Source organism: Variovorax sp. GW821-FHT09D04, assembly GCF_059416405.1.
This window is the reverse complement of sequence record NZ_JBWKPA010000002.1, coordinates 220,221-243,928: the sequence shown is the minus strand read 5'-3', so window position 1 is coordinate 243,928 and position 23,708 is coordinate 220,221. Positions and strand designations below refer to the sequence as shown.

The window sequence follows — 23,708 nt, the reverse complement described above, 5'->3', positions numbered from 1 at the left end:
ACTTGTTGATCGACAAGCAAGTTGATAAGATGACCTTCACCACATCAGCAGAGAACCTTCATGGAAAAACGGCCCCCCACGACACCAGCGGCGAGCGGACCGCTCAAGGGCGTTCGCGTGCTCGACCTGACCTCGGTCGTGCTCGGACCCGTTGCCACGCAGATCCTGGGCGACTATGGCGCCGACGTCATCAAGGTCGAGCCGATCGAAGGCGATCTGATGCGCGCCAACGGTGTGTCGCGCCACGCCGGCATGAGTTCGATCTTCCTGGCCATCAATCGCAACAAGCGCTCCCTGGCGGTCGACCTCAAGAGCGCCGAAGGCCGGAAGATCCTGCTCGAACTCGCGGCGGACGCCGATGTCTTCGTGCACAACATGCGCGTTCCGGCCATTGAACGCCTGGGCCTGGGCTACGACGCGCTGCGTGCGGTACGTCCCGACATCGTCTACTGCGCGGCCACCGGCTTCGGCCAGGACGGCCCAGACCATGCCAAGCCTGCGTTCGACGACATCATTCAGGCCGCCAGCGGTGTCGCGGGGCTGATGTGGCAGTCCACGGGAACGGCCGACTACGTGCCCACGCTGATGGCCGACAAGACCACCGGCATCGTGGTCGTCAATGCGGTGCTTGCGGCGCTGTTCCATCGCGAGCGCACCGGAAACGGCCAGTACGTCGAAGTGCCCATGCTCGAGACGATGGTCGAGTTCACCATGGTGGAGCACATGGGCGGGCTCGCCTTCGATCCGCCGACTGCACCCGCCGGCTACGGGCGCGTGGTGAGCGGCGGGCGCAAGCCGGCGCCGACGTCGGACGGCTACATCGCCATGCTGCCGTACAGCCCGCAGCAGTGGCTCGCGCTGTTCCGCCGCGTGGGACGGGAAGACCTGGCGGGTGCCTACGACCTGTCGGACCGGCACAAGCTCAACGCGAGCGTTCGCGAGCTCTATCGCGAGCTCCACAGCCTGACACCGACGCGCAGCACCGCCGAGTGGGTCGCGATCTGCGAAGAGCTCGACATTCCCGCCACGCAGATCTGGCGCATCGACGACCTGCCCGAGCACCCGCACCTGAAAGCGGTCGGCATGTTCCAGCCGATGGACCATCCCTCGGAAGGCGCCCTGCAGACCACGCGGCCGGCCACGCTGTTCGGCGCCACGCCGGCGCAGATCCGCAGCGGTGCGCCGCTGCTCGGGCAGCACTCGAACGAGATCCTCGGGGAGCTGGGCTATGCCGGCGACCGGATCGACCGGCTGCTCAGCGCCGGCGTGGTGAAGGATGCCGCATCGCGTCGTTAGACTTCGGGCCCATGAGGACCGCCGCCAAATCGCCGAACACCACGCTCCCTCGCCGAACGCAAATGGAGCGCCGCGCAGCCGCTGAGGCACGCCTGCTCGAAGCGGCCCGCGAGATCGTGTCGCGCAAGGGGTGGGTCGGGATGACGCTGGCCGAAGTGGGCGAGGCGGCCGGCTACAGCCGGGGCCTGGCGGCGCATCATTTCGGAAGCAAGCCTGCGCTGCTGCGTGCGCTGGCTGCCTACATCAACCAGAACTTCATGCACGAGCTCGAGCGCAGCCCACCGGCCGACGAGGGCATGGCATCGTTGCTTTCCTTCGTGGACGTGTACCTGGGGCGCGCCGATGGCGGATGGACCAACACCCGCGCCTTGCTGGTGCTGATGGCCGAGGCCACTACCGACGATTCCGAAACCGGCGAAAGCCTGGGGCGCTACAACCAGAGCGTGATCGACTTTCTGGCGTTGCACTTTCGGGCCGCCATCGCGGCAGGCGAAATGCGAAAGGGCGTCGATCCCGCCACGGCTGCCGTCATCGTGCTGGGGGCGCTGCGTGGCGTGATGCTGCAGGCGCTGCTGAAGGAATCGACGGTCGATTTGCGCGCGGTGCAAAAAGAGCTGTCGACGATGATTGTTCAAAGCTTCGCGCAAGACCCCGACGCATGGCAGGGGCCCCGCAGCCGCAATTCGCGGCCGAGGTGAGGGGCCACGCCGGCTGAATCGAGCCGAACGCCGGGTTGCGGGCCGGGCCGATGGCCTTGCGCCCAGGCAGGTGTCAGCCCGCCAGCCCCTTGTTCGGATTCAGCAGGAATTTCTCTCCCGTCGCCTGCTTCCCATACACCCCGATCGCATCCAGCTGCAGCGCCTCGACCAGCGAAACCTCCCGCGTGTAGTGGCTGGCAAACGTCGTCTTCAGTTCCGCGATCACGCGCGAACGCAGCCGCTGCGTGCCTTCATCGCCCAGCTTCTGCAGGAACGGGAACAGCAGCCAGCCGCCCATGCCCCAGGCCATGCCGAAGTTGCGCACGAACTCGGTCGGGCTGCGGTCCAGGCCGCCGTAGATGTAGACCTGCTTGTGCGTGGTCGAGCCGTAGCGGCTGTATTCCTTGGCCGTGCGGTTCAGCGCCGCTTCCATGCAGCCGAGGATCTGGCCGGCCAGCTTGCCGCCGCCCGTGGCGTCGAAGGCCAGCGTGGCGCCGGTGGCGACCAGCGCGTCGGTCAGTTGTTCGAGGAAGTCCGGCGAGCTCGCGTTGCACACGTACTTCGCGCCGATGCCGCGCAGCAGCGCTTCCTGCTCGGGCTTGCGCACGATGTTGACGAGGTCGATGCCGTCCTTCTGGCAGATCTTGTTGAGCATCTGGCCCAGGTTGGACGCGGCCGCGGTGTGCACCAGCGCCTTGTGGCCTTCGCGCTTCATGGTCTCGACCATGCCCAGCGAGGTCAGCGGGTTCACGAAGCACGACGCGCCCTCGGCCGGCGTGGTGCCCGCCGGCAGCTCGAGGCACATCTGCACGGGCACCGCGCGGTACTGCGAGTACATCGCGCCGCCGATGGCCGCCACGGTCTTGCCCAGCAGCGCCTGCGCGGCCGGCGACGAACCGGCCTTCACGACCACGCCCGCTCCTTCGTTGCCCACCGGCATCGACTGGTCGAGCCGCGCCGCCATCGAGGCGCGCGCGCGTTCGGGCACGGTGGCGGTGACGACGGGGCGATCGGCGGTGCCGGAGGCCACGGCGGTGCTCATGTCGGCGGCGCCGAAGAGCAGGCCCAGGTCCGACGGGTTCATCGGCGAGGCCTCGACGCGGATCACCACCTCGTGGGCCTGCGGTTCGGGCATCGGGTCGTCGTGCAGGGAGAGTTCGAGTTCGCCGTTGGAACGGACGAGGGAGCGCAGTTGGAGTGCCATGGGAAAGCCCCTGTGAAAGGTCGTTCGGAGATGGCCATCGGCCACGGGGCGGCCAGTATAGGAGCGGGTGCGCGCGCCTGCTGGCGCCTTCAAGACACCATGGGGATCACCGGGGCATGGGCCAGCGCGTGGCGCATCCGCGGCGGATCGAGCCGCTCGATGTAGCGCGGGATGTTGCGCCACAGCGTGTGGTACCCATAGCCGCCGCGCAGCATCTCCTGGCGCGCGCTGTCCTTGTCCCAGTCCTGCACGGCCATGCGGTAGACGGCCGCCACCACGCCCGTGCGGTCGGCGCCGTGCATGCAGTGGATGAGCACCGGCCCCTGCTTTTCGGCCTCGCGCATGGCGACCAGCGCGCGCAGCACCTTGGCGTCGTCGATGGCCCAGGTGTTGATCGGCACGCGCACCAGCCGGATGCCGCTGCCCGCAAACACCTTCCGGTCGTCGTTGAAGGAACGCAGGCTCACGACGGTGCGGATGCCCAGCGACTGCAGCGCCGCCACGTTGGCGCGGCGCGGCTGCGCGCTGCGGTACAGCGTGGGCGTGACGCGGTGCAGGTTCTCGACCTGCAGGGCGTCGAGCGGATCGGCCCAGTGGCCGGGGCGCAGGTCGGCGGTGTCTTGCTTCATCGTGCGCGGCGCGGCCAGTGGCGACGCACCAGGATCAGCAGCGCCACCGCGAGCCCGCCCCAGTAGTCGACCGGCGCGCCCCACAGCCAGTGCTTGTGCCAGAAGGCCTTCACGGGGTTGAAGTTCTCGAAGCCGAAGGCCGGGTTGATGAGAAACCACAGGAAGTCTTCGCAGACCCAGAAAACGATCAGCCCCGCGAGCGCCAGCCCCCAGTCGCGCAGCGTCCAGCGCCCCTGGAAGGCCAGCGGCGAGAAGAACACGAGCATCATGAAGGTGAACACCCAGGCGTGGTACCCCGTCATCGCGCGCCCGCCCCAGAACAGGTCGAGCCAGATGTTGTTCTCGATGCGCCAGGTGGGCAGCGAGGTGGCCCAGCCGGCGCCGCCTTCGATCTGGATCTCGGCGTTGGCGAAGAAGAACGCCATCGTCACGACCCACGCGAGGTAGACCAGCGTGCGGCCGATGCTGGGCCGCGGCTCTGCGACGGCGGTGCTCATTCGGTGAGGCCGAGCACGCGCTGCAGCACCGCGCGCGCGGCCTGCGGCTTGCCCAGCGCGCGGCTGCGCGCGGCCATGGCCGCGAGCTTGGCGGGGTCGGCCATGAGGCGCGCGACCTTGTAGTCCAGGCCGATGGCGTCGTAGGCCAGCCAGGCGGCGCTTTCTTCCATGAGGAAGCCGGCGTTGTGCTCTTCCTGCCCCGGAATCGGCGAGATCAGCAGCATCGGCTTGCCCAGCGCCAGGCACTCCGACACCGTGAGGCCGCCGGGCTTGGTCACGACCAGGTCGGCCGCGGCCATCATCTTGTGCATCTCGTTCGTGAAGCCGACGGCCACCACGCGGCCCGGATGGCGCTGCGAGAGCGCCTCAAGCCGCGCATGGGCTTCGGCGTTGCGGCCGGCCACGGCGATGACCTGGAAGGGCGTGTCGCCGCCGAGCGCGAGCACGCGCTCGACCATGCTGGGCAGATCGCCCACACCGGCACCGCCCGACGCCATCAGCAGCACCGGCCGTGCGGGGTCCAGGCCCAGCGCACTCGCGCAGGCCGCGTGCGCGAGCTCCGGCGCATCGGGCTCCGAAAAGGCCGGCATCACCGGAATGCCCGTGACATGCACGCGCTCGGGCGGAATGCCGCGCGCGCGCAGCCGGAAGGCGACTTCTTCCGTCGCCGCGAGGTAGCCCGTCATGCCCGGCACCAGCCACATGTTGTGCAGGTCGTAGTCGGTGATCTGCAGCCACACGGGGCACTCGATGCGGCCCCGGTTGCGCTCGCGCATCAGCAGCTCGGCCGGCAGGAAGTGGGTGCAGATCACGGCGTCGGGCTTGGCGCGGCGGATCTCGCGCACCAGCGCCCCGGTGCTCAGGCGCTCGATGCCGCGGCGCAGCCGCTGCGAGGGCGCGTGGTGCGGCGTGACGTCGGTGCGCTGGTGCAGGTACGACCACAGCTCGGGCGCGCGGTTCACCAGCTGCAGGTACCAGTCGGTGTACACCTTGCGAAAGCCCGCCGGCACATGGGCCATGGCGTCGACATGCACCGCGGTATGCGGCGCGAACGACTGGGCGAGGGTGGCTTCAAGCGCCTGGGCGGCGCGCACATGGCCGTTGCCGGCGCTCACACTGAGGATCAGGAGTTTGGTCATGGATTCGGCGGGCTGGTCGCCGGATTATGGACATGCCATGTGGCACGGCCGGTGCACACGCGCCGTGCTGGAAGGATCAGCGCCTCAGAGCGGCGCCCGCGACGTGACGAGCTGATTCACGCCAGCGGCCGCCCGCTCGCGAATCGCCTCGAAGGTGGTGTTCGCGACGATGCGTCCGTTCTCGAACACCGTTTGCAGCAGATCGACCTGGCCGCTCGCCAGCGCTTCTTCGCGCAAGGTCTGCACTTCGCCGCGCGCGTTGCGCACCAGCGCGAGCCGCCCCTTCTTCGAGGCCTTGTTCACATCGCCCACCGGCGACTTGTAGACATCGCGCCACTCGCCGTTCACCTGCATCGCCGAGCACTTCATCGCCCATTGCATCGTGTCGCGGTTGACCTGCTGCAGCAGGCCGCCGCCCATGCCGAAGGAGATGTTCTCGGTCGAGAAGCCGTTGTGGAAGAAGTTCGAGAGGCACAGCCGCAGCGAGTCGAGGTTCACGCCGTCGCCCTGGATGATGCGCACGTTGTTCAGCACGCGGAACCCCTTGGCATTCGTCGTGGTGCCGAATCGCTCGGCCAGGATCTGCGCCACCTTGAGCGTGGTTTCGGCCGGGTCGCCCGAGTCGGGCCGCACCACCAGCGTCGCGCCCGAGGCCACCACCTTCGCCTTGAGCTCGTCGCCCCAGATGCGCGCGCAGGCATTGAATATGTCGTAGCTGTCGCTCACCACGGCGAAGGTCGTGCCGGGCTTGGCGAACTGGTCGACCATGTTGCTGTACGCGTCGGACTCGTGGTCGCGGCCCCAGCCCGTGATGGTGCTGTGCTCGGCCGCGGGGATCGAGAAGCCCGCCACGTCGCAGTCGTAGTAACGACGCGCCGCCACCAAGGCCGCCAGCGTGTCGGTGCCCATGAAGTTGACCAGGTGGGCCATGCCGCCGAGTGCCGCCGACTCCAGGCTCGACACCCCGCGCGCGCCGAAGTCGTGCAGCCTGAACGCGATCTGGCCTTGCGGGTCGTCGCAGGTCGCTTCGAGGTAGCGCAGCAGCGTGGTGCGCGCGGCGGCCGAGAGCGTGGCCACCGTGGTCGGATACCAGATGGCGCGCAGCAATTCGGTTTCGAGAAAGCTCGTGACCCAGAAGAACTCGGGGTCGGTGTTCTCGATGGTCGCGAGCACGTTGTGCACCGGCAGCACGCTGCCCTCGGGCACCGCACGGATGCGCACGGGCATCAGTCCGTCGTGCTTCTCGATCAGCCGCAGCCACCCTTCGCGGTTGAAGGGTTCGCCGTGCACGGCCATCATCGCAGCGGCCTCCTCGACGTCGCTGCGCGTCACCGGCGTCTGCAGGTACTCGCGCAGGTACGCCTGCAGGCCGAAGAACAGCGAATGGCTGAAGAGCCCGCCGCGCGATTCGATGTAGCTGTGCACGGTCTGCGTACCGGGCGGGTACTGCATCCAGTGCGACACCTTGTAGGAGTCGGTGCGCAGCAACAGGTTGTTGCCCAGGGGCGAGGAGGTGAGGTTGCGGTTCATGTGAAAGCTCCTTTCACGTGGGCCCCGTCAACCGGAGCCCGTTCTTGCTGACAAAGCCTGGTCGTTCAGTTCTTGCCCAGGCCACCCAAAAAATGGTTTGCGATGAAGTAGTGGTCTTCGTAGATGCGGTCCGGCATCCCGAGGAACTCGGCAATCGGCACCCACCGCACGGCGGCCGCGTCGTCGTCGGCACGCACATCCGACAGGCCCGTCCACTGGTTGTGGGCCAGCTCGAAGAAGAAGCCGTGCGTGATCGTGCGGCCGCGCTGCGAGCGGTCGGGCGCATCGAACACATGGCTGGCCTTCATGCTGCCGTTGAGCACGGGCACGGGCACCTTGAGGCGGGTTTCTTCCTTCAGCTCGCGAATGGCCGCGTCCTGCAGCCGCTCGTGCTGGCCGACGAAGCCGCCGGGCAGCGCCCATGTGCCCTTGCCAGGGTGGAACTTGCGCTGCACCAGGAGGATGTGGCCGGCCTCGACCACGATGGCATCGACCGTGGTGTAGATCGGCGGAAAGTCGCTGCCTGCGTAGCGGTACTTGTCGCGGTAGTCGACGAGGAAGGCGCGCTCGTTGCAGAGCTCGGCATAGTCGGCGGTGCCGGTGAACTTGTCGAGGAAGGCGGCGGTGCCGTCGGGCAGGTCGGCGCGTGCGAGCTGGCCTCGGTTCTCGGGGTCGAAATAGAGGTTGCGCACGTCGGTGGCGTTGAGGCTTTCCACGCTGTGCTGGCCCACGAACTCCCAGTGCGGGAAGAGCTTGAGGTAGTAGCTGGAGCTGTCCTTCAGGTGCCCCACCAGCGCGACCTTGGCCTGCGCCGCGGGCACATGGCCATCCTGCTGGATCAGCCGCTCGACGGCAGACTGGATCGACGCGATCCAGATCTGGTCGTTGTAGGGCGAGTCGCCGACGCCGACGACGCTCACGCGCATCTGCTCGCTGCCGCGCAGGCACGCGCGCACCATGCGCTCGCGTTCATCGAAGGTGAAGGGGTCCTTGACGCTGCGGGGCTTGCGGTCGGAGCCGACCACCACGATGACCCGATCGGCGGCGCGAAGGCCTTCTTCGATGAGTCGCTGGTGACCGAAATGAACGGGCTGGAAACGCCCGATGACGATGGCGTACTGAAACTTGCGTGTGTTTGGCATGCTCACTTGGGAATCCCCCAAAAAGGGCGCAATCAACTTGCGCCTGGATTCAGGATAGCACCGGTGCGACGCATCGATCAAGTGTTCCTGGCCCCACGGGGCAGGCGGCCGATGGCAAACGGCCAGATACTCGCAGGGCGCATTTGCTAGGATTTGCCCCCCCATGACCGAGCCCTCCACCTCCCCCCACGCGCCCGTGCGCCTCAACAAACGCATGGCCGAACTCGGCCTGTGCTCGCGCCGCGAGGCCGACGACTGGATCGCGCAGGGCTGGGTGCGCGTCAACGGCAAGCCCGCCGAGATGGGCGTGAAGGTCACGCCCAACGACCGCATCGAGGTCGACAAGGCCGCCAAGGGGCAGCAGGCGAACCAGGTCACGATCCTCATCAACAAACCCATCGGCTACGTGAGCGGGCAGGCCGAAGACGGCCACGAGCCGGCGGTCACGCTGTTCACGCCGCAGAACCGCTGGTCGGAAGACAACGCGCGCTTCTTCTTCGGCCCGCAGCAGCTGCGCGGCCTGGCGCCGTGCGGGCGGCTGGACATCGACTCCACCGGCCTGCTCGTGATGACGCAGGACGGCCGCATCGCGCGCCAGCTCATCGGCGAAGACTCGACGATGGACAAGGAATACCTCGTGCGCGTGGCCTACCACGGCCTGGACCAGCCCGCGCCCACCGGCCAGCTGGTGCGCCTGGACGACGACGACCCGGTCACCACCAACGTGCAGGCGGTGTTTCCGCCCGCCATGCTGGCCCGGCTGCGGCACGGCCTGAGCCTGGACGGCCAGGCGCTCAAGCCGGCGCGTGTGGAGTGGCAGAACCCCGAGCAGCTGCGCTTCGTGCTCACCGAAGGCAAGAAGCGCCAGATCCGCCGCATGTGCGAACTGGTCGGCCTCAAGGTGGTGGGCCTGAAGCGCGTGCGCATCGGCAAGGTGATGCTCGGCAACCTGCCGGTGGGCCAGTGGCGCTACCTGGCGCCGCACGAAAAATTCTGACGATCTGCCCATGGCCGCGGTGCTGAGCCGGCGCGCGCTGAACCGAGCCACGCTGGCGCGGCAGATGCTGCTGGCGCGGCGCAAGGCGAGCGTCGCGCAGGCCATCGACAAGCTGGCCGGGCTGCAGGCGCAGGCGCCCAACCCGCCCTACATCGGCCTGTGGAGCCGGCTCGAAGGCTTTCACCGCGCGCAGCTGACCGACGCGCTGAAGAACCGCCGCATCGTGCGCATGTCGACGCTGCGCGCCACCCTGCACCTGATGACCGCCGCCGACGCGTGGGCCTGGCGGCCGCTGCTCGAGCCCGTGCACCAGCGCGGCCTGTCGGGCCTGCATGCGCGGGCCCTCGAAGGCGTCGACCGCGCGGCCGTGGTGAAGGCGGGCCGTGCGTTGCTCGACGACGGGCCGCTCACCGGCACCGCCCTCGGCCAGGCGCTCGCGGCGCGCTGGACAGACCACGCGCCGGCCTCGCTCGCCGCGCTCATCCGCAACAGCGTGCCGCTGGTCCACCTGCCGCCCGCGGGCAGCTGGAACTCGCACCGGAACGCGCTGCTGCAGCCGCTCGGTGACTGGTTGGGCGATGCCACCGCCGGGATCGCCACCGCCACGCAGGACGACCTGCTGCTGCGCTACCTCGCCGCCTTCGGCCCCGCGACGCTGGCCGATGCCGGCGCGTGGTCGGGCCTCACGGGCTGGAAGGCCGTGGCCGATCGATTGAGGCCGCAGCTGCGCGTGTTCACCGGCGACGAGGGGCAGGAGCTTTTCGACCTGCCGCGCGCGCCGCGCCCCGACCCCGACACGCCCGCGCCGCCGCGCCTGGTCGCCGAATGGGACAACCTGCTGCTCTCGCACGCCGACCGCCGCCGCGTGCTCGACGAGGCGCACCGCGCGCGCGTCTTCACCATCAACGGCATCGTGCGCGGCACGGTGCTGCTCGACGGCTTCGTGGCGGGCACCTGGAAGATCGAGCGCGCGACGCGCACGGCCACCGTGGTGCTGGAGCCCTTCACGCGCTGGTCGGCGGCCGACCGGCGCGGCGTGGAAGAAGAGGCGCTGCGCCTGCTGGCCTTCGCCGCGGACGCTGAGGACGAGCGGCACGCCGTCCGCGTCCTGCGGCCCTAAGCCCCGCCTAAGTCTTCGCGCCTACGCTGCGCCGAGGCGCAGGGCCCCTGACGATCATCCCGGTCGCGTGCTACCTTGCGCGCAAAGGAGTCGCCGCGATGCGCGTGCTGCTGGTGGAAGACGACGAAATGATCGGGCGCAGCCTGAAGCAGGCGCTCGAGGGCGCGGGCTGGTCGGCCGACTGGGTGCGCGACGGCGAGCTGGCGCACAGCGCGCTCGGCGACGGCGGCTACACCTGCGTGCTGCTCGACCTGGGCCTGCCCCGCCAGGACGGCACCGAGGTGCTGCGCCGCGCGCGCGAACGCGGCGACGCCACGCCCGTGCTGGTGCTCACCGCGCGCGATGGCCTGGACGACCGCATCCACAGCCTGGACCTGGGCGCCGATGACTACCTGCTCAAGCCCTTCGAGTTCCGCGAGCTGCTCGCGCGCATGCGCGCCGTGGTGCGCCGCCGCGACGGCGCCGCGCATTCGCTGATCGGCACCGCCGCGCTGCAGCTGGACCTCACGACGCGCGAAGTGGCCGTGAACGGCGTGCGCGAGGCGCTCACCGCGCGCGAGTTCGCGCTGCTGCACGCACTGCTGGAGCGGCCCGGCGCCATCCTCTCGCGCGAGCAGCTCGAAAACCGCATCTACGGCTGGGGCGACGAAGTGACCAGCAACGCCATCGACGTGCTGATCCACGGCATGCGCCGCAAGCTCGGCGCCGACGCGATCCGCAACGTGCGCGGGCTGGGCTGGCGAGTGGCGGCATGACCGATGCCGCCCGCCGCTGGTGGCGCCCGCGTTCGCTGCGCACCCAGCTGCTGCTGTGGCTGGTCACGCTGCATGTGGTGGCGGCGGTGCTCACGGCGTGGTTCTCTTTCCTGGCCTACGGCAACCTCGTGCACAACGCGCTGGACGACCAGATGCGGCTGGTGGCCGAGTCCTACGCGGGCAACGACCCGCCCAAGACCCCGCGCGCGATGGACGGCGAGGCGGCCTTCTCGCGCGGCGCCTTCGTGGTGCAGATCTGGAGCGCCGACGGCGCCACCTTGCGCGCGAGTTCGTGGCTCGCGCTGTCGGTGCCGCTGCAGCCCGGCAACGGCTTCAGTGACGTGCACGCCGAAGGGCCCGCGCATTCGCGCTGGCGCGTGTTCACGGCCGAGCCCGCGCCGCATGCCGACGCGCCGCGCGTGCAGGTGCTGCAGAACGAGGACTACCGCCATCGCCGCGCGCTGCGCCGCGCCCTGCTCGAGGGCCTGCCGATCGCGCTGCTGCTGCCGGCGGCGCTGCTGGTGCTGTGGCTCATCGTGTCGGCCGCCTCGCGCTCGCTGCGCGGCGTGGCGCGCGACGTGGCCTCGCAGGACGAGCGCCGCCCCACCGAGCTGTCACTGGCGCGCGTGCCCGACGAGATCACGCCGCTGGTGGGCGCCTTCAACCACCTGCTGTCGCGCGTGCGCAGCGCCTTCGCCACGCAGCGCCGCTTCGTGCAGGACGCGGCGCACGAGCTGCGCACGCCGATGGCCGCCATCGGCCTGCAGATCGAGAACCTGCGCGCGCACGTGCCGGCCGGCGAAGCCACCGAACGCTTCAACCAGCTCGAGGCCGGCGTGACGCGCGCGCAGCATCTCATCGAGCAGCTGCTGCAGCTGTCGCGGCAGGACGCGCCGCCGTCGGATGCGCCGGGCGAGCGGGTCGACATCGAGGCGCTGCTGCGCGAGAGCCTGGGCCAGCGCATGGTGTTGGCCGATGCGCGGCGCATCGACGTGGGCTTCGAAGGTCTGACCGCTGCGGTGGTGACCGCACCCGCGTCCGAACTGCGCAGCGTGTTCGACAACCTCATCGACAACGCACTGCGCTACGCGCCCGAAGGCGGCGTGGTCGATGTGCGGTTGCATCGGGTCGACGGGCAGGCGGTGGTCGACGTGCTCGACAACGGGCCGGGCATTCCGCCGGCCGAACTGGAGCGCGTGTTCGACCGCTTCTTCCGCGTGCCCGGCGCGGCGGCGGGCGGCAGCGGGCTGGGCCTGGCGATTGCGCGCACGGCGGCCGAGCGGCATGGCCTGCGCATCGAGTTGCGCAACAGGGACGACGGGCCGGGGCTGAGGGCGCGGGTGCTGCTGCCGATGCAGCCGCCGTAGCCGTTGCGGTGCTCACTCCCGGCTCATTCTTCGCTCACGCTGGCCTCAGTCTGGCTGCCTAGAGTGGCTGCAGGTCCTGCTGCGCGCGGTCCGCGCGACGGCACCGGACCGGAGACAACCTGCCCTCAGGAGAACACACCATGCGCACTTCGTTCAAGCTTCTCGCCGTTGCTTCCTTCGCCGCGTTCGCGGCGCTGGGCACGGTCAACGCCTCCGCCGAAACCACCGACGGTTCGGACTTCCACCCGCTGCAGATGAATTCGCCGGAGAACCCGGAAGTGCAGGCCGGCGCGATGGCGGCGGCACGTCCGAGCGGCACGGAGCCCATCGGGCAGTCGACGTCGGCGCCGGCGATCAATGGGATGACCCCGGTGTCCGACATCCAGGCCGGTGCCTATGCGGCGTCGCATCCGACCGGCACCGAGCCCATCGGGCAATCGACTTCACTGCCGATGGTGAAGTCGGGCAGCGGAAGCTGAGCCTCTAGCTTCCGCTGCAGGAAGCTCAGTCGTCGTTGCTGCTGAGCAGTGCGCGGTAGATCACCGCGCCGATGATCGCGCCCACGATCGGGGCGACCCAGAACAGCCACAGCTCCGACACCGCGTACGACGGGCCGAACAGGGCCGGGCCGGTGCTGCGCGCCGGGTTCACCGAGGTGTTGGTCACGGGGATCGACACCAGGTGGATCAGCGTCAGGCACAGGCCGATGGCCATGCCCGCGAAGCCGGCCGCCGCGCGCTTGGCGGTGGCACCCAGGATCACGATCAGGAACACGGCGGTCATCACCACTTCGCTGATGAGTGCGGCCGTCATGCCGTACTTGCCGGGCGAGTGCTCGCCGTAGCCGTTGGTGGCAAAGCCGCCGATGTCCGCGCCCGGCTTGCCGGTGGCGATCAGGTACAGCACGCCGGCCGCTGCGATGGCGCCCAGCACCTGCGACACGATGTAGCCCGGCAGCTGCCCGGCCTTGAAGCGGCCCGCGGCGGCCAGGCCGATCGACACGGCCGGATTGAAGTGGCCGCCCGAGATCGGACCGAGCGCATAGGCGCCCGTGACCACCGTCAGGCCGAAGGCCAGCGAGACGCCGAGCAGGCCGATGCCGACGCCCGGAAAGGCCGCCGCCAGAACTGCGCTTCCGCAGCCTCCGAGCGTGAGCCAGAAAGTACCAATGAATTCTGCAGACCACTTTTTGTAGGTACTGTGTTCCATAACGCTCCATCCTGAAGTTGAGAAAGCACGCACGGCGGGAGCCGAACGCGGGCCGCATTCTAGGAACGGGAAATGGAGGCGTCGAGCAAACGGGCGCGCTTAGCGGCAACTGTTCACGATTGCTGTGGATTTGTGCAGTGCGTCATTTGCAAATGAGTGGGGCAAGGGCGCGCCACCGCACATCGACACGGCATCGACATCACATCGTCACGACCACTTTGCCGAACGCGCCGCGCTCCAGATGGTCGAGTGCGGCAGGCAGCGCGTCGAAGCCGTAGCGCGCCGCGATCACCGGCTTGAGCGCATTCGCATCGACCGCGCGCACCAGCTCTTCGAGCGCACGGCGATGGCCGACGCCGATGCCCTGCACCGTCACGCGGCCGAGCACCATCGCGTAGAACGACGCGCTCAGCGTGTCGCCGCCGAGCATGCCGATGATCGACACGCGCCCGCCCTGCTTCACGGCCTGCAGCGAGCGGTCGAGGTCGGGGCCGCTGGAGAGTTCGAGCACGTGATCGGCGCCGCGCCCGTGCGTGAGCCGGCGCACTTCGGCGGGCCAGTCGCTGTCGCGCGCGAGCACGTGCGTGGCGCCGAGCGCGCGTGCCGCGGCCTGCTTGTCGGCGCTGCCCGTCACCACGATGGCCTGCGCGCCGTGCAGCCGCGCAAGCTGCAGGCCGAACAGCGCGACGCCGCCGGTGCCGTGGACCAGCACGGTCTCGCCCGCGCGCAGGGCGCCGGTTTCCACCAGCGCGAACCACGCCGTGAGGCCGGCGCAGGGCAGCGTGCTCGCTTCCTCGAGGCTCAACGTGGCCGGCGCGGCCACGGCCCAGTTCGCGTCGATGCACACGTGCGAGGCCAGCATGCCCGGCCCGGGGCCGCCGAGCAGCGTGGTGTCGGCGTGCCAGTGGCTGTCGGTCCAGCCGCCCCAGAAGGTGTTGATCACGCGGTCGCCCACGGCAAAGCGGCGCACGCCGGGGCTCACGGCCACCACCGTGCCCGCCATGTCCGAGCCGGGCGTGAAGGGCAGGTCGAGCGCCATGCCCATGCCGTCGCGCACCATGAGCAGGTCGCGGTAGTTGAGCGCCACCGCGCCCACGCGCACGAGGATCTGGCCCGGGCCTGGCGAGGACATCGGCGCCTCGGTGTGTTCCAGGTGGGCGCGGCCCAGTCGGGGAAGCTGCCAGCGGCGCAGCACATCGGGTTCTTGCATCGGAAAAGGCTCCATCGGAAAAGATCGGCCTCGATGCTATTGACGATGAAAACGATCCGGTGGTGGATAATTTTCCGAAGAATGGTGCTTGAAAGTATCCAATGAGCCAACGCCTGCAAGGCATCGAGGAGTTCGTCGCGGCGGTGGAGGCGGGCAGCTTCGCGCTCGCCGCGCAGCGCCTGCACGTCACCCGTTCGGCGGTTGCCAAGAGCATCGCGCGGCTCGAGGCGCGGCTGGACACGCGCCTGTTCCTGCGCACCACGCGCAGCCAGAGCCTCACCGAGGAAGGGCACGGCTACTACGAGCGCTGCCGCCGCGCGCTGGCCGAGCTGGAGGCGGCCGAGGCGCTCACCGATGCCGCGCGCCACACGGCCGCCGGCCTCGTGCGCCTGAGCATGCCGGCGATGCTGGGGCGGCTCAAGGTCGGGCCGCTGCTGCTGGCATTGGCGCGCCAGCATCCGCAGCTGTCGCTGGAGCTGGCCTTCAACGACCGGCGCGTCGACCTCGTGGAAGAGGGGCTCGACCTGGCCATCCGCAGCGGCGAGCTCGACGACAGCGCGGGGCTCGTGGCGCGGCCGGTCGGCGTGCAGTGGATGCTGCTGTGCGCCGCGCCCGCGTACCTGGCCGAGCGCGGCCATCCGCGCGACCTTGCGGCACTGGTCGCGCCGCACGAGGCCGTGTACTACGCCCGCGACGGGCAGGTCTCGCCCTGGCGCTTTCGCGAGGGCGACGCGGAGGTGGAGGCCGCGCTGCCGTCGCGGCTGCGCTGCGACAGCGCCGAGGTGCTGCTGGAGGCCGCCATCGGCGGCATGGGCCTGGCGCGGCTGCCGGCCTGGCTGGCGGCCGACGCGCTCGCGGCCGGCACGCTGGTGCGCGTGTTCGAGGAGCCCGAGCCTTTCGGTTTTCCGCTGCACGTGATCCGCACGCCGAGCCGCTACCTGCCGCTGAAGACGCGCGTGGTGATCGACTGGCTGGTGGCGCATCTGCCGCCGCTGCTGGCGGCGCGCTGACCTCAAGCACCCACGCCGGCGCTATCCTGCGCCTTCATACAACGTCGAACAACGAGGAGACCCGCCCATGCCTTCATTCGCCCCCCGGCACACCGTGCGTGCCCTTGCCACCGCCTGCCTGGGCACGGCGCTCCTGCTCGGGGCGTCGCAGGCCGCCGCGCAGGGCACCGTCAACGCGCTGTGCAGCACCGACGCGGGCTGGTGCGAGGCGGCCGCCACGGCCTTCACGCGCGAGACCGGCATCAAGGTGCAGCAGGCCCACAAGGGCACCGGCGAGATCGGTGCGCAGCTGCGCGCCGAAGCCGCCAACCCCAAGACCGACCTCTGGTGGGGCGGCACCGGCGACCCGTTCCTGCAGGCCGCCGAGCAGGGCCTGCTCGAGCCCTACCGCCCGGCCTACATCAACGACCTGCACGACTGGTCGGTGCGCCAGTACGCCATGTCGCAGAACATGGTGGGCGGCTTCTACACGAGCGCGATGGGCTTCGGCTTCAACACCGAGCTGCTGAAGAAAAAGAAGCTCGCCGAGCCGAAGTGCTGGGCCGACCTCATCAAGCCTGAGTACAAGGGCGAGATCGAAATTTCGCACCCCGCCACCAGCGGCACGGCCTACACCGTCATCGCGGGCCTGGTGCAGCAGATGGGCGAGGAGCCCGCGTTCGACTACCTGAAGAAGCTGCACAAGAACGTCACCAGCTACACGCGCAGCGGCCAGGCCCAGGCGCCCAACGTGGCCAAGGGCGAGGTGGCGATCGGCGTGAGCTTCATCTTCGGCTTCGAGCGCTGGCGGCACGACAAATTTCCGGTGAAGACCGCCGCGCCCTGCGAAGGCACGGGCTTCGAGATCGGCGGCATCGCGCTCGTGAAGGGCGCGCGCAACAAGGAGAACGCCAAGCGCTACTACGACTGGCTCATGAGCCCCGCGGGCCAGTCCATCGGCGCCAAGGCCGGCAGCCTGCAGTCGCCGGCCAACAAGACCTTCAAGCCCGATCCGCGCATTCCCTCGATGGAGAGCGTGAAGCTCATCAAGTACGACTTCGAGAAGTACGGCAAGGCGGCCGAGCGCAAGCGGCTCATCGACCGCTGGACGCGCGAGGTGGAATCGCAACCGCGCTGAAAGCGCGGCGCGTAGCCGACAGCCGTGTGACAAAGTTCGCGCGGCCTTGCGCTCGTTGTTTTTTGGCGCGACAACCCCAGTTCATAAAGTTGGCAAGGCCGCCGCCCGCCGCGGGCGGCTCGCCTTAGAATTTTTTGGCTTCGATCCCTTTCTTTCCCATGGCTGATTCCCCCAATACCAAACTCCCGTTCCAGGCTGAAGTCGCGCAACTGCTGCACCTCGTCACGCATGCGCTGTACTCCAACAAGGAAATCTTCCTGCGCGAGCTGATCTCGAACGCGTCCGACGCGTGCGACAAGCTGCGCTTCGAGGCGCTCGACCACCCCGCGCTGTACGAAGACCAGCCCGACCTGGACGTGCGCCTGTCGTTCGACAAGGCCGCGCGCACCCTCACCATCACCGACAAGGGCATCGGCCTGTCGCGCCAGGAAGCCATCGACAACCTGGGCACCATCGCCAAGAGTGGTACCAAAGACTTCATGAGCCGCCTCAGCGGCGACCAGAAGGCTGACGCCCAGCTCATCGGCCAGTTCGGCGTGGGCTTCTACTCGGGCTTCATCGTGGCCGACAAGATCACGGTCGAGTCGCGCCGCGCGGGCCTGCCCGCCGACCAGGGCGTGCGCTGGGTGAGCGGCGGCGCCGGCGACTTCGAGGTGGCCGACATCACGCGCGCCGCGCGCGGCACCAGCATCACGCTGCACCTGCGCGACGACGCCGACGAATACCTCAACGCCTGGAAGCTCAAGCAGATCGTCGGCAAGTACTCCGACCACATCTCCCTGCCCATCCTGATGGAAAAGGAAGAGTGGAAAGACGGCGAGAACGACCAGCCCGGCGACATGGTGAAGACCGGCGAGTGGGAAACGGTGAACAAGGCCAACGCCCTGTGGAGCCGTCCCAAGAAGGACATCACCGCCGAGCAGTACGAAGAGTTCTACAAGAGCATCAGCCACGACTTCGAGGCGCCGCTGGCCTGGAGCCACAACCGCGTCGAAGGCAGCACCGAGTACACGCAGCTGCTGTACATCCCGTCCAAGGCCCCGTTCGACCTGTGGAACCGCGACAAGAGCGCGGGCGTCAAGCTGTACGTCAAGCGCGTCTTCATCATGGACGACGCCGAGGCGCTGCTGCCCAACTACCTGCGCTTCGTGAAGGGCGTGATCGACTCGGCCGACCTGCCGCTGAACGTGAGCCGCGAGCTGCTGCAGGAAAGCCGCGACGTGAAGGCCATCCGCGAAGGCAGCACCAAGCGCGTGCTGTCGATGCTCGAAGACCTGGCCAAGAAGCAGAAGACCGCGCCCGAGAGCGGTGAAGGCAAGGTCGACGTGGGCTCGGGCGAATCGGTGCCCGCCCCCGAGCCGACCGAAGGCGTGACCGACGTGGTCGACAAGAACACCACCCCCGCCGCCGAAGCCGCCGCCGAGTACGCCGACGAATCGGGCAAGTTCGCCAAGTTCTACGCCGAGTTCGGCGCGGTGCTGAAGGAAGGCCTGGGCGAGGACATGGGCAACCGCGACCGCATCGCCAAGCTGCTGCGCTTTGCCTCCACCACGAGCGACGTCGCGAGCGTGAGCTTCGCCGACTACAAGGCGCGCATGAAGGAAGGCCAGGACGCGATCTACTACATCACGGCCGACAACCTCGCCGCCGCCAAGAACAGCCCGCAGCTCGAAGTCTTCAAGAAGAAGGGCATCGAGGTGCTGCTCATGACCGACCGTGTCGACGAGTGGGCGCTGAACTACCTGAACGAGTTCGACGGCACGCCGCTGCAGAGCGTGGCCAAGGGCGCGGTCGACCTGGGCAAGCTGCAGGACGAGGCCGAGAAGAAGGCCGCCGAGGAAGCCGCCGAGTCGTTCAAGCCGCTGCTCGAGAAGCTGAAGGAAGCGCTCAAGGACAAGGCCGAAGACGTGCGCGTGACCACGCGCCTGGTCGACTCGCCCGCCTGCCTCGTGGTGGAAGACGGCGGCATGAGCACGCAGCTCGCGCGCATGCTCAAGCAGGCCGGCCAGCCCGCGCCCGACCTCAAGCCCGTGCTCGAAGTCAACGCCGAGCACCCGCTGGTGAAGAAGCTCGAAGGCTCCGCGCATTTCGACGACCTCGCGAACATCCTGTTCGACCAGGCGCTGCTGGCCGAAGGTGGCCTGCCGGCCGACCCCGCGGCCTACGTGAGGCGCGTCAACGCGCTGCTGGTGTGAACGCCCGGCCGCGCATCGTTCGTCGCGCAGCGGCTGCCACCTCGGCGCTGCTGCTGTTGCTTCTGGTGGGCGGCTGTTCGCACTATCACATCGGCATTCCGATCGTGCCCGGGCTCTCGCTCGGGCTCGGTGCCACGAAGGACGGCAATTTCTCCGTCGGCCTGAACACCGGCTGGGGCCCGCTCGGCGCGGGCGTGGCGCTGCATGACAACGGCGCCGTGACCGGCTCGGCCAGCGTCGGCGTGGGGGTCGGCGTCGGGCCGATCGGCACCGGCGTGGGCGTCGGCAAGAGCGTGGTGCTGCACAACCCGTACGAGACGGCGCCAGCGCCCGGGCAGGCGACGCCGGCCGTGGTGGTGCCTGCCGGCACGCCCGTCACCGTCACCAAGGCCGGCGTCACGCGGCCCATGGCTTCGTCGCCGTCGCCGCAGCCGTCGCCACCGATCGCCGCCGCACCCGTGCCGGCGGCCCGCGTGTCCTACCGCCCCCCCGCTGCGAAAACAGCGGTCGTGGCCGGCGAAGCAGGCACGCCCGGCAACCCCATCGCGCCCTGATGGTCGCGCCCCTCCCACCCCTGACCGCGCCGCGGCCCGGCGCGAGGCTGCCCTTTCCATGAGTCTCAGTACCGAAGCCGTCCTCGCGCTCGCGCCGGACGACGCCTCCGCGAAGGCCGCCAAAGGCCTGCTCGCGCCCGCCAAGTGGCCCACGCTCGGGCATTCCGACGACGCTGTCTGGGGCGAATGCCAGGGCAGCGGCAGCAAGCCGTACCAGACGCAGGTCGACCTGTCGGGCCCGGTGTTCCGCTGCTCCTGCCCGAGCCGCAAGTTCCCTTGCAAGCACGGCCTGGCGCTCTTGCTGCTGCGCGCGCAAAGCGAAGCCAGCTTCACCGCCGGCGCGCCGCCGCCGTGGGTGGCCGACTGGCTCGCCTCGCGCCGCGAGAAGGCCGAGAAGAAAGAAGCGCGCGCCGCCGAGCCGGCCGCCGCGCCCGATCCCGCTGCCGCCGCCAAGCGCGACGCGCAGCGCTGGAAGCGCATCGAGGCCGGCGTGCAGGAGCTCGCGCGCTGGCTCGACGACCAGACCCAGCGCGGCCTGGCCGCGCTCGGCAGCGAGCAGGCCGAAGGCTGGGCCGCCATGGCCGCGCGCATGGTCGATGCGCAGGCGCCGGGGCTCGGCCAGCGCATCACGCAGGCGGCCGAGCTGATCGGCGCCGGCGAAGGCTGGCCCGCGCGGCTGCTCGACCGGCTGGGCCGGCTGCAACTGATCGTCGATGCGGTGCCGCGCCGCGACAGCCTCTCGCCCGCCACGCGCGCCGACCTGCGCGCTGCGCTCGGCTGGCCGCAGGACCGCGAGGCGCTGCTGGCCGACGGCGAACGCGTGAGCGACCACTGGCTCGTGCTGGGCCAGTGCCTGGACGAGCGCGACACCAAGCTGGTCGAGCGCCATGTGTGGCTGCAGGGCCGCGCGAGCGGACGCCGCGCGCTGCTGCTCGACTACTCGCACGGCGGGCGCGGCTTCGAGACCGGCTGGGTCAGCGGCAGCGAACGCGCGGCCGTGCTGTGCTTCTATCCCGGCCACGCCTCGCAGCGCGCGGTGGTGGCCGAGTTGCCGGCCGAGGCCGCGTCGACCGCAGCGCCTGTCGCAGCCAATGACGAAGCCGGTGAATGGCAACGCATGGCGCAGCAGATCGCGGCCAACCCGTGGCAACCGCTGCTGCCCCTGGTGTGGGCCGATGCCGTGCCCGCGCGGCACGGCGACCAGTGGTGGCTGCGCCTGGGCGCCGCGTCGCAGGCCCTGCCGATGCAGCTGGCCGCGGCCGAAGCCTGGCAGCTGCTGGCGCATTCGGGCGGCGCGCCGCTGCGCGTCTTCGGCGAATGGGACGGCGAACACTTCGCGCCACTCACCGCGTGGGCGGCTGAGGGTGGAACACCCGTCTGGACCTTGAGCGGAGCGCGCGCATGAGCCACTGGAACACCTTGCTGCAGACCGCGCTTGTCGGCACTGCACGCCAACCCGTGCCGGCCGCCGACGGCATGGCCGGCGATTTCGGCGCGCTGCTTCAAGCGCTGCAACAACCCACCGACACCGCGCAGGGCCAACTGCTGCGCGTCGCGGGCGCCGTGGCCGTGGGCCGCCGTGCGGGCTTCGTCGCGCCGGGCCTGCCGGCCGACGACGCACCGCCCGCCGCCAACGACACTTGTCCCGCGCTCGGCGACCCCGCCTTGCTTGCCGTGATCGCCGATGCACTCGCCGCCGGCCCGCAGCGCCTGCAGCACGAAGTGCTGACCGTGCTCGCCACTGCCGGCTGGCGCCTGCCACCGAGCCTGCTGCCCGCCGCGCTCGATGCCGGCCGCCGCGACACCGCATTGCGGCCCGCCGTGGTGCTCGCACTCGGCGAGCGTGGGCGCTGGCTGGCCGCGCGCAACGACGACTGGCGCTACGCCGTCGGCGCCAGCGCGCAGGCCGACACGCAGACCCGCTGGGACGAAGGCAGCATCGACCAGCGCCGCGCCGTGCTGGCCGAGCAACGCCGCGACGACCCGGCCGGCGCGCGCGAGCGCCTCGCCGCCGAACTGCCGCAGTTGCCCGCCAAGGAGCGCGCCGTGCTGCTCGGCGCGCTGGCCGAGAACCTCGGCCCCGACGACGAAGCGCTGCTCGAAGCCCAGCTGAAAGACCGCGCGCGCGACGTGCGCCAGACCGTGGTCGAGCTGCTGCAGCGCCTGCCGGCCAGCGCGCATGTGCGGCGCGTCGAAGCCTTCCTCGCGCCCTTGCTCTCATCGCAAGGCGCGACGTGGCAACTGAACGCCCCCGAAGCCGCCGACCCGCGCTGGAAGGACGACGCCATCGACGCCGCGCGCCCCACGCACGACAGCCTCGGCGAGCGCGCCTGGTGGCTCTACCAGCTCGTGCGCCAGATGCCGCTCGCGTGGTGGACCACGCGCACCGGCATGACGCCCGCTGCATTGCTCGACTGGGCCGCCAAGGGCGACTGGCACGACGCGCTGCTGCGCGGCTGGAACGAGGCCGTGCTGGCCGCGCCCGATTTCGACTGGTGCGACGCGCTGCTCGATCGCCCGCGCGCCCACCGCGGCGGCGTGGGCCCGCTGCTGGCGCTGCTGCCGCGCGAGCGCCGCGAACGCCACTGGGCGACGCAGCTCGGCGATGCCGGGCAGGGCGTGCAGGACGTCGTCGCGTTCGCCGACCAGGCCTGCGCGCCCGGCGACACGCCCTCGGCCGCGCTGTCGCTGCGCATCGCCCAGGCGCTGCGCATGCGCGTCGAGCGCGGCGACCTCGTCAACGACTACGTGCTGCGCCAGGTGCTCGGCACCGCCGCCGCGCTGCTGCACCTCGATGCACTGCCGCTGCTGGCCGACCTGCCGCGCGCGGCCGAGGAAAGCCCCGGCCTCGCCAACGCACTGGCCGACACCGCGCGCATCGTGCGCGCGCGCCGGCTGGTCGCCACGCTTCCTTCCTCTTCTTCTTCACTTTCAACCTCTTCCCAAGGCCGTCCATGAGCAATGTCCTGCGCCAGCATGCCGAACAGCAATTCGCCGAAGAACTTGAAGCGCTCCAGAAGGTCGACGACCGCCAGCGCCCGGCCAACTGGAAGCTCTCGCCCTGGGCCGTGCTCACCTACCTGATGGGCGGCAAGCTGGCCAACGGCTTCGAGGTCAGCCCCAAGTACATCGGCAATTCGCGCCTGATGGAAATCGCCGTGTCCACGCTCGCCACCGACCGCGCGCTGCTGCTGTACGGCGTGCCGGGCACGGCCAAGTCGTGGGTGTCGGAGCACCTGGCCGCCGCCGTGAGCGGCGACTCCACCATGCTGATCCAGGGCACCGCCGGCACCAGCGAAGAACAGCTGCGCTACGGCTGGAACTACGCCGAGCTGCTGGCCCATGGCCCTTCGGAAAAAGCGCTGGTGCCGAGCCCGCTGGTGCACGCCATGCGCCTGGGCAAGATCGCGCGCGTCGAAGAACTCACGCGCATCCCGGCCGACGTGCAGGATTCGCTGATCACCGTGCTGTCCGAAAAGACGCTGCCCGTGCCCGAGCTGGGCACCGAGGTGCAGGCCACGCGCGGCTTCTCGGTGATTGCCACCGCCAACAACCGCGACAAGGGCGTGAACGAACTGTCGAGCGCGCTCAAGCGCCGCTTCAACACCGTGGTGCTGCCGGTGCCGTCGAGCGAGGCCGAGGAAGTGCAGATCGTCGTCAAGCGCGTCGGCGAACTGGGCCGCGCGCTCGCGCTGCCGGCCGAGCCGCCCGCGCTGCAGGAAGTGCGCCGCGTGGTGCAGATCTTCCGCGAGCTGCGCAACGGCCAGACCGAAGACGGCAAGACGCGCATCAAGTCGCCCACCTCCACGCTCTCGACCGCCGAGGCCATCTCGGTCATCAACAGCGGCATGGCGCTGGCCGGCCACTTCGGCGACGGCGTGCTGCGCTCGGCCGACGTGGCCTCGGGCCTGATCGGCGCGGTCATCAAGGACCCGGTGCAGGACCAGGTGGTGTGGAAGGAATACCTGGAGACCGTGGTGAAGGAACGGGCCGACTGGAAGGACCTGTACCGCGCCTGCCGCGAACAACTCTGACGCGA

At 69.8% G+C, this 23,708-nt stretch carries 22 protein-coding genes; 14 read left to right on the top strand and 8 right to left on the bottom strand.

From position 1 onward, the window contains the following. The first annotated feature begins 60 nt into the window (after nucleotides 1–60). Together AC07O4_RS07370 and AC07O4_RS07365 are read left to right on the top strand one after the other, a co-directional pair. On the top strand, nucleotides 61–1,296 hold the full coding sequence (locus AC07O4_RS07370) for a CaiB/BaiF CoA transferase family protein (protein WP_495304157.1): 1,236 nt from the start codon (nucleotides 61–63) through the stop codon (nucleotides 1,294–1,296). Nucleotides 1,297–1,358: 62 nt separating this feature from the next. Beyond that, on the top strand, nucleotides 1,359–1,994 hold the full coding sequence (locus AC07O4_RS07365) for a TetR/AcrR family transcriptional regulator (RefSeq protein WP_495304155.1): 636 nt from the start codon (nucleotides 1,359–1,361) through the stop codon (nucleotides 1,992–1,994). A 73-nt stretch (nucleotides 1,995–2,067) separates the two neighbouring features. On the opposite strand, the gene AC07O4_RS07360 is transcribed toward AC07O4_RS07365, so the two are convergent. The 6 genes from AC07O4_RS07360 to AC07O4_RS07335 all read right to left on the bottom strand — a co-directional run bounded on the left by AC07O4_RS07360 (nucleotide 2,068) and on the right by AC07O4_RS07335 (nucleotide 8,135). Beyond that, entirely contained in the window at nucleotides 2,068–3,198 is a 1,131-nt protein-coding gene (locus tag AC07O4_RS07360) for a zinc-binding dehydrogenase (protein ID WP_369630520.1), read from the bottom strand. A gap of 89 nt (nucleotides 3,199–3,287) precedes the next feature. Next, nucleotides 3,288–3,827 carry a dual specificity protein phosphatase family protein gene (locus AC07O4_RS07355; RefSeq protein WP_495304153.1) on the bottom strand — a complete coding sequence of 180 codons (540 nt, stop codon included), beginning with the start codon at nucleotides 3,825–3,827 and terminating at the stop codon, nucleotides 3,288–3,290. Beyond that, on the bottom strand, nucleotides 3,824–4,324 hold the full coding sequence (locus AC07O4_RS07350; RefSeq protein WP_495304151.1) for a hypothetical protein: 501 nt from the start codon (nucleotides 4,322–4,324) through the stop codon (nucleotides 3,824–3,826). The genes AC07O4_RS07355 and AC07O4_RS07350 overlap by 4 nt, the downstream gene beginning before the upstream one ends. Beyond that, nucleotides 4,321–5,463 carry an MGDG synthase family glycosyltransferase gene (locus AC07O4_RS07345; RefSeq protein ID WP_495304149.1) on the bottom strand — a complete coding sequence of 381 codons (1,143 nt, stop codon included), beginning with the start codon at nucleotides 5,461–5,463 and terminating at the stop codon, nucleotides 4,321–4,323. The genes AC07O4_RS07350 and AC07O4_RS07345 overlap by 4 nt, the downstream gene beginning before the upstream one ends. 84 nt (nucleotides 5,464–5,547) lie before the next feature. After that, nucleotides 5,548–6,993, bottom strand: a complete 1,446-nt coding sequence (locus AC07O4_RS07340) for a nicotinate phosphoribosyltransferase (protein ID WP_139700490.1) — start codon at nucleotides 6,991–6,993, stop codon at nucleotides 5,548–5,550. Between the two features lie 65 nt (nucleotides 6,994–7,058). Further along, on the bottom strand, nucleotides 7,059–8,135 hold the full coding sequence (locus tag AC07O4_RS07335) for a bifunctional nicotinamide-nucleotide adenylyltransferase/Nudix hydroxylase (RefSeq protein ID WP_495304148.1): 1,077 nt from the start codon (nucleotides 8,133–8,135) through the stop codon (nucleotides 7,059–7,061). A gap of 163 nt (nucleotides 8,136–8,298) precedes the next feature. On the opposite strand from AC07O4_RS07335, the gene AC07O4_RS07330 reads away from it, so the two are divergent. The 5 genes from AC07O4_RS07330 to AC07O4_RS07310 all read left to right on the top strand — a co-directional run bounded on the left by AC07O4_RS07330 (nucleotide 8,299) and on the right by AC07O4_RS07310 (nucleotide 12,853). Further along, complete coding sequence (locus AC07O4_RS07330; protein ID WP_062480682.1) at nucleotides 8,299–9,132, top strand: pseudouridine synthase; 834 nt, start codon at nucleotides 8,299–8,301, stop codon at nucleotides 9,130–9,132. Between the two features lie 10 nt (nucleotides 9,133–9,142). Then, a complete protein-coding gene (locus AC07O4_RS07325) occupies nucleotides 9,143–10,252 on the top strand; it encodes a winged helix DNA-binding domain-containing protein (protein WP_495304147.1) in 1,110 nt (369 codons plus the stop codon). 98 nt (nucleotides 10,253–10,350) lie between these two features. Further along, on the top strand, nucleotides 10,351–11,007 hold the full coding sequence (locus AC07O4_RS07320; protein WP_062480678.1) for a response regulator: 657 nt from the start codon (nucleotides 10,351–10,353) through the stop codon (nucleotides 11,005–11,007). Next, the gene (locus tag AC07O4_RS07315; RefSeq protein WP_495304145.1) at nucleotides 11,004–12,374 is read left to right on the top strand and encodes a sensor histidine kinase; all 1,371 of its coding nucleotides are present in this window, start codon (nucleotides 11,004–11,006) and stop codon (nucleotides 12,372–12,374) included. The genes AC07O4_RS07320 and AC07O4_RS07315 overlap by 4 nt, the downstream gene beginning before the upstream one ends. A gap of 140 nt (nucleotides 12,375–12,514) precedes the next feature. Continuing rightward, complete coding sequence (locus AC07O4_RS07310) at nucleotides 12,515–12,853, top strand: hypothetical protein (protein ID WP_495304144.1); 339 nt, start codon at nucleotides 12,515–12,517, stop codon at nucleotides 12,851–12,853. Nucleotides 12,854–12,878: 25 nt separating this feature from the next. Here AC07O4_RS07310 and aqpZ read toward each other — a convergent pair whose 3' ends face one another. Together aqpZ and AC07O4_RS07300 are read right to left on the bottom strand one after the other, a co-directional pair. After that, the gene (gene aqpZ / locus AC07O4_RS07305) at nucleotides 12,879–13,583 is read right to left on the bottom strand and encodes an aquaporin Z (RefSeq protein ID WP_095747097.1); all 705 of its coding nucleotides are present in this window, start codon (nucleotides 13,581–13,583) and stop codon (nucleotides 12,879–12,881) included. A 199-nt stretch (nucleotides 13,584–13,782) separates the two neighbouring features. Next, nucleotides 13,783–14,793 (bottom strand): zinc-dependent alcohol dehydrogenase family protein, encoded by a 1,011-nt coding sequence (locus AC07O4_RS07300; RefSeq protein ID WP_495304142.1) that lies wholly within the window; start codon nucleotides 14,791–14,793, stop codon nucleotides 13,783–13,785. A 101-nt stretch (nucleotides 14,794–14,894) separates the two neighbouring features. On the opposite strand from AC07O4_RS07300, the gene AC07O4_RS07295 reads away from it, so the two are divergent. The 7 genes from AC07O4_RS07295 (at nucleotide 14,895) to AC07O4_RS07265 (ending at nucleotide 23,703) form a co-directional block, all read left to right on the top strand. Continuing rightward, entirely contained in the window at nucleotides 14,895–15,803 is a 909-nt protein-coding gene (locus AC07O4_RS07295; RefSeq protein ID WP_495304141.1) for a LysR substrate-binding domain-containing protein, read from the top strand. A gap of 67 nt (nucleotides 15,804–15,870) precedes the next feature. Beyond that, on the top strand, nucleotides 15,871–16,920 hold the full coding sequence (locus AC07O4_RS07290) for an ABC transporter substrate-binding protein (RefSeq protein ID WP_253252561.1): 1,050 nt from the start codon (nucleotides 15,871–15,873) through the stop codon (nucleotides 16,918–16,920). A 158-nt stretch (nucleotides 16,921–17,078) separates the two neighbouring features. Then, nucleotides 17,079–19,115, top strand: coding sequence for a molecular chaperone HtpG (gene htpG / locus AC07O4_RS07285; RefSeq protein ID WP_495304140.1), 2,037 nt, complete (start codon nucleotides 17,079–17,081; stop codon nucleotides 19,113–19,115). After that, the gene (locus AC07O4_RS07280; RefSeq protein ID WP_495304139.1) at nucleotides 19,112–19,669 is read left to right on the top strand and encodes a hypothetical protein; all 558 of its coding nucleotides are present in this window, start codon (nucleotides 19,112–19,114) and stop codon (nucleotides 19,667–19,669) included. The genes htpG and AC07O4_RS07280 overlap by 4 nt, the downstream gene beginning before the upstream one ends. A gap of 58 nt (nucleotides 19,670–19,727) precedes the next feature. Continuing rightward, nucleotides 19,728–21,074, top strand: a complete 1,347-nt coding sequence (locus AC07O4_RS07275) for an SWIM zinc finger family protein (protein ID WP_495304137.1) — start codon at nucleotides 19,728–19,730, stop codon at nucleotides 21,072–21,074. After that, entirely contained in the window at nucleotides 21,071–22,627 is a 1,557-nt protein-coding gene (locus AC07O4_RS07270) for a DUF5691 domain-containing protein (RefSeq protein ID WP_495304136.1), read from the top strand. The genes AC07O4_RS07275 and AC07O4_RS07270 overlap by 4 nt, the downstream gene beginning before the upstream one ends. After that, the gene (locus AC07O4_RS07265) at nucleotides 22,624–23,703 is read left to right on the top strand and encodes an AAA family ATPase (protein WP_062482644.1); all 1,080 of its coding nucleotides are present in this window, start codon (nucleotides 22,624–22,626) and stop codon (nucleotides 23,701–23,703) included. The genes AC07O4_RS07270 and AC07O4_RS07265 overlap by 4 nt, the downstream gene beginning before the upstream one ends. Nucleotides 23,704–23,708: the final 5 nt, after the last annotated feature.

Excerpts from the sequence above, each read along its gene's own strand:
- AC07O4_RS07300 (WP_495304142.1), bottom strand. The coding sequence starts at position 14,793 with ATGCAAGAACCCGATGTGCTGCGCCGCTGGCAGCTTCCCCGACTGGGC.
- AC07O4_RS07335 (WP_495304148.1), bottom strand. The coding sequence starts at position 8,135 with ATGCCAAACACACGCAAGTTTCAGTACGCCATCGTCATCGGGCGTTTC.
- AC07O4_RS07325 (WP_495304147.1), top strand. The coding sequence starts at position 9,143 with ATGGCCGCGGTGCTGAGCCGGCGCGCGCTGAACCGAGCCACGCTGGCG.
- AC07O4_RS07350 (WP_495304151.1), bottom strand. The coding sequence starts at position 4,324 with ATGAGCACCGCCGTCGCAGAGCCGCGGCCCAGCATCGGCCGCACGCTG.
- AC07O4_RS07345 (WP_495304149.1), bottom strand. The coding sequence starts at position 5,463 with ATGACCAAACTCCTGATCCTCAGTGTGAGCGCCGGCAACGGCCATGTG.
- AC07O4_RS07320 (WP_062480678.1), top strand. The coding sequence starts at position 10,351 with ATGCGCGTGCTGCTGGTGGAAGACGACGAAATGATCGGGCGCAGCCTG.
- AC07O4_RS07295 (WP_495304141.1), top strand. The coding sequence starts at position 14,895 with ATGAGCCAACGCCTGCAAGGCATCGAGGAGTTCGTCGCGGCGGTGGAG.
- AC07O4_RS07265 (WP_062482644.1), top strand. The coding sequence starts at position 22,624 with ATGAGCAATGTCCTGCGCCAGCATGCCGAACAGCAATTCGCCGAAGAA.
- AC07O4_RS07355 (WP_495304153.1), bottom strand. The coding sequence starts at position 3,827 with ATGAAGCAAGACACCGCCGACCTGCGCCCCGGCCACTGGGCCGATCCG.
- AC07O4_RS07275 (WP_495304137.1), top strand. The coding sequence starts at position 19,728 with ATGAGTCTCAGTACCGAAGCCGTCCTCGCGCTCGCGCCGGACGACGCC.
- AC07O4_RS07315 (WP_495304145.1), top strand. The coding sequence starts at position 11,004 with ATGACCGATGCCGCCCGCCGCTGGTGGCGCCCGCGTTCGCTGCGCACC.
- AC07O4_RS07340 (WP_139700490.1), bottom strand. The coding sequence starts at position 6,993 with ATGAACCGCAACCTCACCTCCTCGCCCCTGGGCAACAACCTGTTGCTG.
- htpG (WP_495304140.1), top strand. The coding sequence starts at position 17,079 with ATGGCTGATTCCCCCAATACCAAACTCCCGTTCCAGGCTGAAGTCGCG.
- AC07O4_RS07365 (WP_495304155.1), top strand. The coding sequence starts at position 1,359 with ATGGAGCGCCGCGCAGCCGCTGAGGCACGCCTGCTCGAAGCGGCCCGC.
- AC07O4_RS07290 (WP_253252561.1), top strand. The coding sequence starts at position 15,871 with ATGCCTTCATTCGCCCCCCGGCACACCGTGCGTGCCCTTGCCACCGCC.
- aqpZ (WP_095747097.1), bottom strand. The coding sequence starts at position 13,583 with ATGGAACACAGTACCTACAAAAAGTGGTCTGCAGAATTCATTGGTACT.
- AC07O4_RS07360 (WP_369630520.1), bottom strand. The coding sequence starts at position 3,198 with ATGGCACTCCAACTGCGCTCCCTCGTCCGTTCCAACGGCGAACTCGAA.
- AC07O4_RS07330 (WP_062480682.1), top strand. The coding sequence starts at position 8,299 with ATGACCGAGCCCTCCACCTCCCCCCACGCGCCCGTGCGCCTCAACAAA.
- AC07O4_RS07370 (WP_495304157.1), top strand. The coding sequence starts at position 61 with ATGGAAAAACGGCCCCCCACGACACCAGCGGCGAGCGGACCGCTCAAG.
- AC07O4_RS07310 (WP_495304144.1), top strand. The coding sequence starts at position 12,515 with ATGCGCACTTCGTTCAAGCTTCTCGCCGTTGCTTCCTTCGCCGCGTTC.
- AC07O4_RS07270 (WP_495304136.1), top strand. The coding sequence starts at position 21,071 with ATGAGCCACTGGAACACCTTGCTGCAGACCGCGCTTGTCGGCACTGCA.